The organism is Sphingobium vermicomposti (assembly GCF_011762025.1).
In the GTDB taxonomy this organism is placed as follows: Bacteria; Pseudomonadota; Alphaproteobacteria; order Sphingomonadales; family Sphingomonadaceae; genus Sphingobium; species Sphingobium vermicomposti.
Window position 1 is genome coordinate 664,355 of sequence record NZ_JAASQR010000002.1, and the last position, 13,105, is coordinate 677,459.

The 13,105-nt window shown below is 62.5% G+C and carries 12 protein-coding genes; 5 read left to right on the forward strand and 7 right to left on the reverse strand.

Annotated elements, in window-relative coordinates; all coding sequences use genetic code 11:
• Window positions 1-32 precede the first annotated feature (32 nt).
• The 4 genes from FHS54_RS08015 to FHS54_RS08030 are packed head-to-tail and all read right to left on the reverse strand — an operon-like array spanning window position 33 to window position 4,932.
• Window positions 33-749 (reverse strand): N-formylglutamate amidohydrolase, encoded by a 717-nt coding sequence (locus FHS54_RS08015; protein ID WP_167303263.1) that lies wholly within the window; start codon window positions 747-749, stop codon window positions 33-35.
• Entirely contained in the window at window positions 746-1,645 is a 900-nt protein-coding gene (locus FHS54_RS08020; RefSeq protein WP_167303264.1) for a 4-(cytidine 5'-diphospho)-2-C-methyl-D-erythritol kinase, read from the reverse strand. Before FHS54_RS08020 ends, FHS54_RS08015 begins: the two co-directional genes overlap by 4 nt.
• Complete coding sequence (locus FHS54_RS08025) at window positions 1,632-3,248, reverse strand: tetratricopeptide repeat protein (protein ID WP_167303265.1); 1,617 nt, start codon at window positions 3,246-3,248, stop codon at window positions 1,632-1,634. Before FHS54_RS08025 ends, FHS54_RS08020 begins: the two co-directional genes overlap by 14 nt.
• Before the next feature lie 31 nt (window positions 3,249-3,279).
• Window positions 3,280-4,932 carry an electron transfer flavoprotein-ubiquinone oxidoreductase gene (locus tag FHS54_RS08030; protein WP_167303266.1) on the reverse strand — a complete coding sequence of 551 codons (1,653 nt, stop codon included), beginning with the start codon at window positions 4,930-4,932 and terminating at the stop codon, window positions 3,280-3,282.
• Between the two features lie 127 nt (window positions 4,933-5,059).
• On the opposite strand from FHS54_RS08030, the gene FHS54_RS08035 reads away from it, so the two are divergent.
• From FHS54_RS08035 to FHS54_RS08050, 4 genes are read left to right on the forward strand one after another with little or no spacing between them, the layout of a single operon-like run.
• Complete coding sequence (locus FHS54_RS08035; protein WP_208404820.1) at window positions 5,060-5,800, forward strand: uracil-DNA glycosylase family protein; 741 nt, start codon at window positions 5,060-5,062, stop codon at window positions 5,798-5,800.
• Window positions 5,797-7,584, forward strand: a complete 1,788-nt coding sequence (locus FHS54_RS08040) for a transglycosylase SLT domain-containing protein (protein WP_167303267.1) — start codon at window positions 5,797-5,799, stop codon at window positions 7,582-7,584. Before FHS54_RS08035 ends, FHS54_RS08040 begins: the two co-directional genes overlap by 4 nt.
• On the forward strand, window positions 7,584-8,111 hold the full coding sequence (gene moaB, locus FHS54_RS08045; RefSeq protein ID WP_167303268.1) for a molybdenum cofactor biosynthesis protein B: 528 nt from the start codon (window positions 7,584-7,586) through the stop codon (window positions 8,109-8,111). The genes FHS54_RS08040 and moaB overlap by 1 nt, the downstream gene beginning before the upstream one ends.
• 43 nt (window positions 8,112-8,154) lie before the next feature.
• Window positions 8,155-9,225: a PA0069 family radical SAM protein gene (locus FHS54_RS08050; RefSeq protein WP_167303269.1), complete on the forward strand. Its 1,071-nt coding sequence runs from the start codon at window positions 8,155-8,157 to the stop codon at window positions 9,223-9,225.
• A gap of 39 nt (window positions 9,226-9,264) precedes the next feature.
• Here the strand turns inward: FHS54_RS08050 and FHS54_RS08055 are convergent, their stop codons facing one another.
• The 3 genes from FHS54_RS08055 to FHS54_RS08065 are packed head-to-tail and all read right to left on the reverse strand — an operon-like array spanning window position 9,265 to window position 11,815.
• Entirely contained in the window at window positions 9,265-10,545 is a 1,281-nt protein-coding gene (locus FHS54_RS08055; RefSeq protein WP_167303270.1) for an SPOR domain-containing protein, read from the reverse strand.
• Between the two features lie 16 nt (window positions 10,546-10,561).
• Entirely contained in the window at window positions 10,562-11,080 is a 519-nt protein-coding gene (locus tag FHS54_RS08060) for a hypothetical protein (protein WP_167303271.1), read from the reverse strand.
• Between the two features lie 12 nt (window positions 11,081-11,092).
• Entirely contained in the window at window positions 11,093-11,815 is a 723-nt protein-coding gene (locus FHS54_RS08065) for an AAA family ATPase (protein WP_167303272.1), read from the reverse strand.
• Window positions 11,816-12,009: 194 nt separating this feature from the next.
• On the opposite strand from FHS54_RS08065, the gene FHS54_RS08070 reads away from it, so the two are divergent.
• Window positions 12,010-12,990 carry an SPOR domain-containing protein gene (locus FHS54_RS08070; protein ID WP_167303273.1) on the forward strand — a complete coding sequence of 327 codons (981 nt, stop codon included), beginning with the start codon at window positions 12,010-12,012 and terminating at the stop codon, window positions 12,988-12,990.
• The last annotated feature ends 115 nt before the right edge of the window (window positions 12,991-13,105 follow it).

Genomic DNA, 13,105 nt, shown 5'->3' on the forward strand with positions numbered 1-13,105 from the left:
TTGCGCGCGTCTCTCTTTCAAAAAGCCGCGAGTCACGCAAGGCTATTGCGGCATTCCAGCCCCACTGGACCCAATATGCCAGCAAAGCGGCGCTGTCCCAACACATCCGCGATTAGGTCCTGGCGCATTTCAATGCCCAGATAGGGAATGCCATTCGCTTCGGCATGGCGGTTCATCGTCGCGTTAAGGAGCTTGCCCGAATAGGGAAGCTGGTCGCCCACGATCAGGCCCGCCTGTTCCAACAAAGGGATGGCGATGCGCGCGGCCCGGTCGTCTTCATTGTAGAGGATCCCGATGTCCCATGGCCGTTCCTGATGCGGATCGCTGGCCAAGCGCGGGGTGAAGCTGTGCACCGATAGGATGAAGGGACTGTTCATCGCCTCCAGCACCCGTTCAATATGATGATGATAGGGATGATGGAAACGGATCATCCGATCGGCCAGGTCCGCGTGGCGGTTGCCGGGAATCGCGTGCCCGTCGCTCATCACCGGGAGCAGGCCGGGGGCATCATCTTCCCGATTGAGGTCGATCACAAGCCGGGAAATGCCGCCCAGAACCGCAGTGCAACCCAGTTGATCGGCAATCAGGTGGCTGACCTCCGCCACGCCAATGTCCACTGCGATATGGTCGCGAAGCAGCGCCGGATCGATGCCAAGATCGACGTCGTCGGGCACATGAGCCGAAGCGTGGTCAGCGATGATCAGCAGGTCCAGTTCCCCGCCATCGACATGGGTAAAAGCCTCGCTCACGCCGCTCTGATCCTCGTTACCATGATCCACCAGCCTGCTTGCCGCGCCTTAATGTCGATCGCCGCGCTATCGGCATCGGCCTCATCATCGAACAGGGCAAAGCATGTCGCGCCCGACCCGGACATGCGGGCCAGCCGAACGCCGGGGCTCTGCCTTAGTTCGGCCAGAACATCCGCTATCACCGGCTCCATCGCAACGGCAGCAGGTTCCAGGTCATTGCGCCCGCCGTCGATCAGCCTTTCCAGGCTCTCCGCCGCCAACGCGCCCCTGTCGACTTGATCCCAGCGCTGAAACACGCGCGCCGTCGATATGCCGACGCCGGGATTGACCAGCAGCATGGGCGTTCCCGCCAGGCCCGGCAGATCCACGTCTTCCAGCACCTCACCGCGTCCACGCACCATCTGGGTGACGCTGGCAAGGCAAGCGGGCACATCCGATCCCAGTGACAAGGCGATCCGTTCCAGGTCCGGCGCTGGGATGTGCGCATTCCACAAGCGTCCCAGCAGCCGCAACGTCGCCGCTGCGTCCGCCGATCCGCCGCCGATGCCGGACGCCACCGGCAGGTTCTTGACCAGCGTTAACGCTGCACCTCGGCTTTCACCCAGATATTCGCGCAGCGCCTGAGCCGCTTTCATGACCAGATTACCGCCGCCGCTATCGAGCCCATCGGCGAAAGGGCCCTCTATGTTCAAGGTGATCGCGCCCGAATCCGCTGCCTTGCCGGTCAGAACATCCCCGTCACCCGCGAATACGAACAGGCTTTCCAGCGCGTGATAGCCATCTTCCCGCCGCGCCCGGACATGAAGAGCCAGGTTGACCTTGGCGTAAGCAATTTCGGTCAATTCTCCGTCATCAGAAATGGCATTGGGGAGCAGGTTCGCGTCAGCGTGCGGCATATTCCGGTTTCCATCCTTCCCTTGCCTTTGACGCCAGCCGGGCGACCGCATCGCCTTCAGCAAACACAGCCGCAGCATTCCACGCATAGCGCGCCTCGAAGCGACGGCCCGCCGTCCATAATGCGTCGCCCAGATGTTCATTGATGGTCGCATCGCCCGGCGCGCCCGCCGCCGCGCGCTCCAGCACCGGCACCGCTTCCTTCACATTGCCCGCCACAAAATGCGCCCAGCCCAGCGAATCCAGTATCGACGCATCCTGAGGCTTGAGCGCGCTGGCTCTCTTCAAAAGCGCCAGCGCGGCGTCCACATTCTGCCGCCGCTCAATCTGCGCATAGCCAAGATAGTTGAGCACCAGCGCCTCGTCCGGCGCGATCCTGGCCGCGCGTTCCAGCACGGCGCGCGCATCGTCCCACTGCCCGCCCTGCTCCAGCGCGCTGCCCTCGAACAGCAGTAGCGCCCACGGGACCGCATCGGGCGCATAGCGCGCCTGCGCATCACGAAAAGCCTTTGCAGCGCCGCTGAAATCGTCGGCGTCGGCCAGCAACGTGCCAAGCCGGACATGCCGTTCAGCCTCCGCTCCCGGCGCAGTGGCGAGCGTGCGCGCGAGGCTGATCGCCGCGCCCTTGTCGCCCGATCGCGTCAGCGCATCCACCAGCGCACCCTGGCCCAAAGTCCCGAACCAGCCATCGACAGGAACCTTGCGCGCTTCGGCGGGCGCGGAGTGCGAATAGCCAGCCTCGCTCAGCAACTGGGCCAGCACGATCCGGCTGTCCGCGCCGGACGGATTGGCAAAGCTGCCGGTCCTGGCGAGCCGGATGCCCAATATCCGCGTCGCTTCATCGGTGCTGATGTCCGTCGCCAGCCGTGTCAAAAGCCTCCCATAGCCCTGGCTGGGCGTCAGGGGCTTTCCGGCTGCACCCGCCCCTTTCCCCTTTTCCAGTCGGTCTCGCGCTCTGGCGTAATTTGCCTGGTTCGCAGGCAGCAGCGTGAGTGCCTGAACCTTTGCGCCTTGACCAGCCAGCTGCGCCGCGAAGGAAAGGCGCAATTCGGCTAGATCGACCGTACGCAACTGCAGCGCGCGCTGGATCGCTGGCTCTGCCTCTGCCACATTGCCGCGCGCCAGCGCCTGCATCGCGGCATGTTCATCGGCATAGCGCCTGATCAGCGATGCGAAGCGGTCGGTGCCTGTGATTTCGACAGTAGCCGCCTTGCCCTCACCCAAGGCGATCCAACTGCGCAGGATCGGCCCCAGGAAAGCGAAATTGGATTCAGCGACGATCCGATCCGTCAATCGGTGCGCGGCCTGCCAATCCTTGCGATTGAGAGCGTCCGACAGGAACAGCAACGCGCCGTCCCTGGGCAGGACGCCATCACGATCCAGCAGCGTGGCTGACCGCATCGCCAGCGCCATGTCGCCGCTGATCAGGGCATGAAAATAGGACCGCCGGGCAATTTCCAACTGATCGGGGTCAGCGGCCAGCGCCCGGCGGTAATTGTCCAACGCCAGCGCCGCTGCCCCATCACTGTCCGCAAGGCGACCGCGCGCATAGGCATGCATCGCGCTCGTCCGGTCCACTGATGCGCCGGCCACCCCCGGCAGCATCAGCAGCGGAAGAGTGTAAAGGAAATGCCGCCTACATATTGGGATAGTTGGGTCCTCCGCCGCCCTCCGGGACGACCCAGTTGATATTCTGGGTCGGGTCCTTGATGTCGCATGTCTTGCAGTGGACGCAATTCTGAGCGTTGATCTGGAAACGCGGCGTGCCTTCTTCCAGCCCGACCACTTCATAGACGCCAGCGGGACAATAGCGTTGTGCCGGTTCATCATAAAGGGGCAGGTTGTAACTGATCGGAATTGTCGCGTCCTTCAACTGCAAGTGGACCGGCTGATCTTCCTCATGATTGGTGTTCGACAGGAACACGGAAGACAGGCGATCGAAACTGATGACGCCATCAGGCTTGGGATAATCAATCTTGGCGCATTGCTCCTTACGCCAGATCTTCTCATTGTCCGGCTTGTGCTTCATCGTGAAGGGCAGCCCGATCTTGAGCGTCCGCATCCACATGTCGATGCCTGCCAGCAGCGTGCCGACGGTGCCGCCAAACTTTGAAAGCAGCGGTTCGGCATTCTTGACCAGTTGAAGCTCCTTCGCGATCCAGCTTGTCCGCAGATTATCCTCATAATCCTGCAACACGTCGCCGCCACGTTCAGCCTTGATCGCGGCAAAGGCCGATTCAGCCGCCAGCATGCCCGACTTCATCGCGGTATGCGTACCCTTGATCCGGGGCACATTGACGAAGCCCGCCGAGCAGCCGATCAACGCGCCGCCGGGGAATGCCAATTTCGGGATGGACTGCCAGCCACCTTCGTTGATCACGCGTGCGCCGTAGGACACACGGCGGCCACCCTCCAGATATTTGCGGATCTCAGGATGCTGCTTCCAGCGCTGAAATTCCTCAAACGGATAAAGATGCGGGTTGCGATATCCAAGGCCCACCACAAAACCCAGTGCGACCTGACCACCAGCCTGATGATACAGGAAACCGCCGCCATAAGCGTCGCTCAGTGGCCAACCCTGGGTGTGGATGACCAGGCCCGGCTTATGCTTGGCAGGGTCGATGTCCCACAATTCCTTCATGCCCAGTCCGTAGACCTGTGGCTCGCAATCGGCGTCCAGGTGGAATTGGCGCTTCAATATCTTGGTCAGGTGGCCGCGCGCACCTTCGGCAAAGAAGGTATATTTGGCGTGAAGCTCAAGGCCCGGCTGATAATCGGGCTTGCGATTGCCTTCGCGATCGATGCCCATGTCGCCGGTGGCGACGCCCTTCACCGATCCATCTTCATGATAGAGGATTTCAGCAGCCGCAAAGCCGGGGAAAATTTCGACGCCCAGCCCTTCGGCCTGCTCAGCCAGCCAGCGGCACAGGTTGCCCAGCGAACCGGTATAGGTGCCCTTGTTGTGCATCCATCCGGGCAGGGCGATGTGCGGCATGGAAAATTTGCCGCGCTTGGACAAGAACCAATGCTGGTTGTCGCTGACCCGGGTCTCCGCGAGCGAACAGCCCATGTCGCGCCAGTCAGGCAGCAATTCGTCCAGCGCCTTGGGATCGATGACTGCGCCCGACAGAATATGGGCACCGATTTCGGACCCTTTTTCCAGCACGCATACCGCCAGTTCCTGCCCCGCTTCGTTCGCCAGCTGCTTCAGCCGGATCGCTGCGGACAGCCCCGCCGGTCCCCCGCCGACGATGACGATGTCATAAGGCATCGATTCCCGTTCGCTCATATGTCCTCCATCAGGCGTTCCGGCTGGTTCCCTCAGCCTGTCCGGTCGCCGCATTACTCAAACGTTTTGCCATCCCTGCCGATGAAGATTCTTGACCACGGCGTCAACCTCTGGCCCTAGAAGATCGATGCGGGGATTATTGCAGCCTGATGTAGCGGCGGCCGCCAGCGCCTATATGGCCTGGTGGGAACTGGCGGGTGTCGATTGTGCGACGGCCGAAGCGCCGGTCGACTGGTTGCGGCCCGCTGGACCTGCTCAACCGGTCGTATCGCCGACCCAGGCCGCCCCCCGTGACAGGCCCGCCACGCTGGAGGCATTTCTGTCCTGGATTGCCAACGATCCAGGACAGCCGGAGCGGCGCTGGACCGGAACGCCTATCCTGCCGCAGGGAAAGGCAAAGGCACCATTGATGGTGATCACCGACATGCCCGATCCTGCCGACATGGCTGCCGGGACACTGCTTTCCGACCGAGCAGGAAAGCTGTTCGACGCCATGCTCGCCGCCATAGGGCTTTCGCGTGGCGACATATGCCTGGCTTCGCTGCTGCTATCGCGCCCGCCCGGTGGGATGGTGGAAGCGTCGGACTTGAACGCCGCCGCCGACCGGATGCGCGCATTGGTCTCACTCGCCGCCCCCAGTCGCCTGCTTATCCTGGGCGATCGCACCATCCGTACCCTGCTTCCCGATCATGATGGTCGCCCCGTCCAAGACACGAATGGGGTGCAAGGTTTACATTATCTCAACCAGGATGGCGGCACTGTATCCGCCGTCGCCACCTTCCATCCCCGCCTGCTGTTGGGGCAGCCTGCAGCGAAAGCGGAATGCTGGCGAACGTTGCAAAGCTTGATCGAGGAAAAGCACCGGTGATTCGCGTCCTAGCCCGTTCGTCCACCCTGGCCCTGGCCGCTATGGGCGCTTTTGCCGCACTGCCTGCAGCAGCAGACACCGCTCCTGGAATGTCCACCTCCTGGACATCTTCTCACGCCCCGTTCGATATCAGCGATGGCGACAAGGCCCGCTATAGTGCGATATTCTCGGCCCTGACCGCCCAGAAATGGACGGAAGCCAAGGCGATGATCCTGTCGCTTGATTCCCAGGATATCATCCGCCCCGTCGCGCTGGCTGAACTATATCTGGCGAAGGATTCGCCGCGAGTCGAATTGTTCGACCTGCTGGACCTGATCAACAAGGCGTCCTGGCTGCCGGATGCCGGTCAGTTGTCGCGCCTAGCCGAAAAGCGTGGTGCGACCATGTTGCCCGACCTTCCACAGGTGCAGAAAATGGTCTGGCTGGGGTCGGCCCCGCGTCGCCAATATATCAGCACGGTCAAAACCGACCTTCTCGCCCAGGCGCTCGTCGGGCAAATCCTCCCCTACATCAAGAATGACGACCCTGCGGGGGCCGAAACGCTGCTCGCCAGCGGTGAAGCGGGCCTGACGCCCGAAGGCCTGACCGAAGCGCGCCAGCGGATCGCCTGGTCCTATTACATCGAAAATGACGACACCAACGCGCGGCGCATGGCTGCCCGCGCCCTGGAAACGCGCGCTGGCGGCGACTGGGCGGTCCAGTCCTACTGGACCACGGGCCTTGCTTCATGGCGTCAGAATGATTGCGTAACCGCCGCCCCCGCCTTTGCTAATGTCGCCGCTATGGCTGGCAATGCGGACATGCGCGCCGCCGGAGCATATTGGGCAGCGCGGGCCTATATGGTTTGCGGACAGGCGGAAAAGGTGGAAAACCTGCTCAAGACCGCCGCGCGCAATGAGGAAACTTTCTACGGCCTGCTCGCCCGGGAAACGTTGGGCATGCCCGCTGGCGACGCGAATGTCGCCACTCGGTTCGGTGCGGACGAATGGCGGCAATTAAAGGACAGTCCCAACGTCCGTGCAGCCGTCACTCTGACGGCGGTGGGACGGAGTAGCAAGGCGGATGAACTTATTCGCCATCAGGCAAAGTTGGGCGGCGCAGGACAATATGATGCGCTACTTGGGCTGGCGGGCGCGCTTAACCTGCCCGCGACTCAGCTTTGGCTCGCCCATAATGGTCCCGCCGGGAAACAGCCGGACAGCTTCGCCCGCTTCCCCACGCCACAATGGCGACCCGATGGCGGCTGGCGGGTCGACCCGTCGCTCATCTATGCCCATACGCTACAGGAATCGGGCTTCCGCAGCGATGTCGTCAGCAGCGCCGGAGCCAGAGGGCTAATGCAGGTCCTGCCCGGCACCGGCGGCGACATGGGGCTATCGTCCCCGGCTGAGTTATTCGTGCCATCCACCAATATGGAATATGGTCAGCGCTATCTGGAAAAGCTGCGCGACATGAGCGCGACGGGCGGGCTGCTGCCCAAGGTGATGGCCGCTTATAACGCCGGGCCGGTCCCGGTTGAGCGGTGGAACAGGGAAGTGAAGGACAATGGCGACCCGCTGCTGTTCATCGAATCCCTGCCTTATTATGAAACGCGCGCCTATGTGAATACGGTGATGCGCAACTACTGGATGTATCAGATCCAGGCGAAGGGCAGCGCCGATTGCCTGACCGGCATGGCACAAGGCATGTGGCCAACCTTCCCCAATTCCAAAGGCGTGAAGTTGGTGCGTCTGAGCCAGAATGGTGGGATCGATGCGCCTGGTATGGCGAGCGGTTCGAATTAATGCCGATCGATGAACAACGGCCTTTCGTGCCGGTGCGCATCGCTCTGTTAACCGTGTCCGACACACGCGGCCCGGCAGAGGATAAATCCGGCGACGCGCTGGCCGACAGGATCATGACGGCTGGCCACATTCTGGCCGAGCGCCGGATCGAACGGGACGACCGCGCCGCGATCGTCGCGCATCTCCACGCCTGGATAGACGACCCGCAGATCGACTGCGTGATCACCACCGGCGGCACGGGCGTGACCGGTCGCGATGTCACCCCGGAAGCGCTGGCGCAGGTTCAGGATAAGGAGATACCAGGCTTTGGCGAGCTGTTCCGCTGGCTCAGCTTCCAGACCATCGGCACATCCACCATCCAATCCCGCGCCACCGCCTGCGTCGCCAGAGGGACCTATATCTTCGCCCTCCCCGGATCGACTGGCGCTGTGAAGGATGCCTGGGACGGCATATTGGCGAGCCAGCTCGACAGCCGCTTCCGCCCTTGCAACTTCGTCGAACTCATGCCCCGCCTGACGGAGCGCTGACGCCAGCGCTTGCAAACATGTTCTCTATATGTTCTAATCGCTCATGGCGGTTGAAAAAGGCAGAGGCGCGACGTTGAACGGCGAAAGCCAGCGGTTCAATCTTGTCCAGCACATAGCTGATGGCGACTGGCTGGACGAGGTTGATCTGGTCGATAGACAAAGACCGCGCCTTCGCACCCAAGTGACGGTCGAGCGCCCCCGCACGATTATCTCGCGCAACAGGTCACCCGACATTGCCTTTACCCAGTCGATCAATGCCTATCGCGGATGCGAGCATGGCTGTATCTACTGTTTCGCGCGGCCGACCCATGCTTATCACGATCTGTCGCCTGGCCTGGATTTTGAAACCCACCTCTTCGCCAAGCCTGACGCCGCCAGGCTGTTAAGCGAAGAACTGGAGAAGAAATCCTACCGGGTCGCGCCGATCGCCATGGGAACCAATACCGATCCCTATCAGCCGATCGAGCGCGAATGGAATATCACCCGGCAATGTATCGAGGTGCTGGCACAATGCCGTCACCCACTGTTCATAACGACCAAGTCCGATCGGGTGCTGCGCGACTTGGACTTGCTTTCCGCCATGGCAAAAGACCGGCTGGTGGCGGTGATGATATCCGTTACCACGCTGGATGCCAAAGTCGCTCGCACGCTGGAACCGCGTGCCGCCCATCCACTCCGCCGCATCGACGCCATCCGCCAGCTGGCCGAAGCGGGCGTGCCGGTGACCGCCAGCCTTTCGCCGATCATCCCCGCCATCACGGATCATGAAATCGAATCGATCATCGCGAAAGTCGCTGCTGCTGGAGCGCGTGAGGCGACGTTCATTCCAGTGCGCCTTCCTCACGAAGTCGCGCCGCTTTTTCGCGCCTGGTTGAAGGAGCACTATCCCGATCGGGCCGAAAAGGTGATGGCCATCATTCGGGATATGCGTGGTGGCCGTGACAATGATCCCGGTTTCGGCACCAGGATGCGCGGTCAAGGTGTGTGGGCCGATCTGATCCGCACGCGCTTCCACAAGGCCCGGAAACGCGCGGGATTTTCAGGAGAGCGCCTGACGTTGCGAACGGACCTGTTCCGTCCTCCGCTTGATCAGGCCCAATTGCAGCTTCTATGAGGATGCGGGGTGACCTGAGCAACAGGCCGACCCCGATCATCAACGGGAAGCGAACTGGCGTGCTTTGGCCGACAGCGCCCAGCGCTGGACCGTTGCGCCGGGAGCCGTTTCACGCACAAAGCACTGCCCACGCTGCACGCGGATCGAACGGCACAGCGCCGCCGCTTCTGCCCTATCGCCAAAACCACTTACCGCCAGGCGTGAGAAAGTTGCTCCATTGAGTGTGATCTGGCTCGTGAGGACAGGCCGCTCGGCCAGCGCACTGTTGCGGCGCGCCAAAGCGAACCATTTTTCCTTTGCGATGGCGGCGTTGTCATAGGCCCCGAGCTGAACCACCCAGTTGCTGACGGGAACCGCAGCACGAACCTTCGGTCGGAGCGGGCGCATCGCCGCAGCAGTCACGCGCGACGCGGGCTTGGGTGCGGCGTAAGGTGCCGCCACGGGCGTAGCGGCAACGTCAGGCAAAGTATGATCGATGGCAGGCGCATCCTCAGCTGCTGCTTCGACCGCCGCGATATGTTGCGCCGGCACCGCGGCTTCGTTCGCGGCCATTTCGACTGGCGCTGATGTGGCCGGAGCCTGATCTGGCGCGAGGGCCAGGGCGACCGGCTGGCCTGCATCCGTGCTGTCGACATTCACGCCCATGAACAGAGCAATGCGCTGCGTCGCGAACATCGGAGCCGCGCTCTGTGCCCATTGCGAAATACGCTGGTTGGCGGCGGTCGGTTCAAGATCAAATCCAGCAATCACGCGCGCATCTTTCCAGCGGCCCGCCAGTGCATAGGCATAGGCCAGATTCTGCCGCGTCTGCGCCGTCGCCGATGGGTCGTGGATCGCTGCGGACAGGATGCGCACGCCTTCATTGGCATCCCCTGCCATCGCCATGGCAAGACCATAATCACCCGCGGGCACAATGTCGGCATTAGCCGCCAAAAGGTCGCGTGCGGCTTCGCTCTTGCCCAAAGCAGCCTTTACCAGCGCCAGACTGACGATCGTTCGCGCGTCCTGGTTGCCCAGCGACATGGCGTCACTCAAAGCCGTTTCGGCAGACGCGAAGCGTCCACTGGCCACATAGGCACGGCCCAGCAACTGGCGATAGGCCGGGTTGCGCGGATCGGCGGCAACAGCAGCTTCCGCGGCCTTGACCGCCATTGCTCCATCGCGTTTTGCCAAAGCCTTTTCCGTCGCGGCAACGTGGCCGTTCCTGCTCTGCTGCGGCGCTGCGGCGGACGGGCGGAAAGCCGATCCGGCGCAGCCCACCATGGTTACTGCCAAGATCAGCGACGAAGCCGCTGCTTTCGCGAAAGCCGTGCGTTTCATGCTGTGGTCCTCTTCTTCAGTTCTTGCGGTCGCCGGGCACTTGCTGCGCCAGACGGTCGATGTCGGGCAACGAGGCCAGAAGCGTGTCGAGCGCTTCGGTGACGATCTGCTGCGCGGACCGCCCGCCGACAGCGCAGGCCAACCGAAGCCGCAGGTGCCGTTCCTCGTCCAGACGTAAGGTAAATGCCGCCTTCCGCCCCCTCGGCGCGGCGCGCGGCGCAGGGGCTTTGACGACCACGGATTCCTTGACGCGCTCCGCCAGCTCTTCACGTTCCACCATCACCTGGGGCACAGGGGCGGCAGCGACCGGAGCCGTCATCGGCGTCAGGCCGACTACAGACCTGGGTTCAGCGGGTGCTGGCTCAGGCTCCGTCACATCGAAGCCCATGTCATTCCAGCCAAGATCATCCTGCATGATCGCTACTGCAGCCTGGCCACCAAAGCCCATGACAGGACGGCGCATGGCGGGCTGGGCAGCTCCTTTACGGGCAAGAAGCCCGGAGGTCAGGGAAGCGAGCGGTTTGGGTTCAGCCATCTTTCGTCCCCCTTACTGACCAACGACGCGGCGGCCGAAGCCAGCGGAAGCCGGACGAAGCGCACCGGCAGCCCCGGCCCCGCTGTTGGGCACCGAAAAGACAGTGCGGCGGAAATTCTTTTCCAGACGGTCGGAAACATAGGTCCACAACTGCTCCACCTCTCCAGCGGAACGACTTTTGGGATCAACCTCCATGACCGTGCGGCCATCAATCATCGAAGCCGCGAAATCCGTGCGGTGATGCAGCGTGACCGGAGCGACCGTGCCGTGCTGCGACAGGGCAACGGCGGCTTCCGATGTTATCCGCGCCTTGGGGGTGGCGGCGTTGACAACGAAGATCAGCGGTTTGCCCGCTCGCTCACACAAATCGACGGTAGCACCGACGGCGCGCAGGTCGTGCGGGCTGGGTCGTGTGGGAACTACGATCAGTTCTGCCACGGAAATGACGCTCTGAATCGCCATGGTGATTGCCGGGGGCGTGTCGATGACGGCCAGTTTGAACCCCTGCTGGCGCAATATTTCCAGGTCGGCGGCAAGCCGGGCCACTGTGGTCTGGGCGAATGCAGGAAACTCCGCCTCGCGCTCATTCCACCAATCGGACAGTGAACCCTGCGGATCGATGTCGATCAGGACAACCGGCCCGGCCCCGGCTCTCTGAGCCTGCACGGCCAGGTGGCCGGACAATGTGGTCTTGCCAGAACCACCCTTTTGCGATGCCAATGCGAGTATGCGCACGCAATTTTCCCCCCGATTTCCAATGACCCAAGGGAATGCCACGACCGCGCCTAAGATTTGGTTAATCTGTTTTGCGGCCTCGCCTGCAACGAGGACAAGCGCCATATGCCCTGCAACTAGCCCTTGTTGCTAAGTTGCCCTTAACCTTGTTCGATCATAGGTTGCGACAAAGCTGTCCTGTGGGAGCATTATACATGAAGCAGATCTGGGCCGCGCTGGCCGCAGGAACGATGCTAGCTCTGGCGCAGCCAGCGGCGGCTGATGTAAAAGCCGGCGTCGATGCCTGGCAGCAGGGCGATTATGCCAAGGCGGTGACGGAATGGTTGCCACTGGCGCAGGCGGGCGATCCCGACGCCCAGTTCAATATGGGGCAGGCCAGCAAGTTGGGGCGCGGCGTGCCCACGGACATGAAGAGCGCGATAGAATGGTATCGCAAGGCGGCTGTACAAGGACATAAGCGGGCGGAAGATAACCTCGGCCTGCTGATGTTCCAGCAGGGCGAACGCGCAAACGCCCTTCCCTATCTGCAACGCGCCGCCGACCGGGGCGAACCGCGCGCGCAATATATCGTCGGCACCGCGCTTTTTAACGGTGACCTGTTGGCCAAAGACTGGGCGCGCGCCTATGCGCTGATGACCCGCGCTTCGGCGGCGGGTTTGTCTCAGGCAACCGCCAGCCTCAAGCAAATGGACAAATATATTCCGGCAGCGCAGCGACAGCAGGGCACCACCATGGCCCAGGCAGATCAAAGCAAGGACATCGCCGCGCTGGCCCCCGTTACCGCCCGCGAGAAGAAGTCCCCGCCAGCCCCGACGCGGCCCGCCGCTCCAGTCAAGGATGCGGCCAAACCGCGGGTCGCAGTCGCCACGTCTACGGCAACCCCTCCAACGCCAGTTGCCAAAACGGCACCCGCCAAGTCTGCAACTCCCGCTCCGGCAGCGAATGGACCGTGGCGGGTGCAGTTGGGTGCGTTCAGCGAAGAAGGCCGCGCTCGCGCACTGTGGGCCAGGCTAAAGGCCAAGGTCGGTGGACTGTCCGACTATCAGGTCTATATCGTCAAGGGCGGTGCCGTGACCAGGCTCCAGGCTGGACCGCTCGCCAGCAGCGCCGAAGCTGCGCGCCTTTGCGGCTCTATCAAGGCCGCTGGAGCGGAATGCATGCCCCGCAAGATGTAAAAACAGGCGTGCCAGGCGCGCTCGCCATGATCCTCGACTTTCGGTGTGTGCAAACGGCACCAAAATATTCAGTGACCCAGTCCGCACGGCATGACCGTAACGGCTTGATCATGCT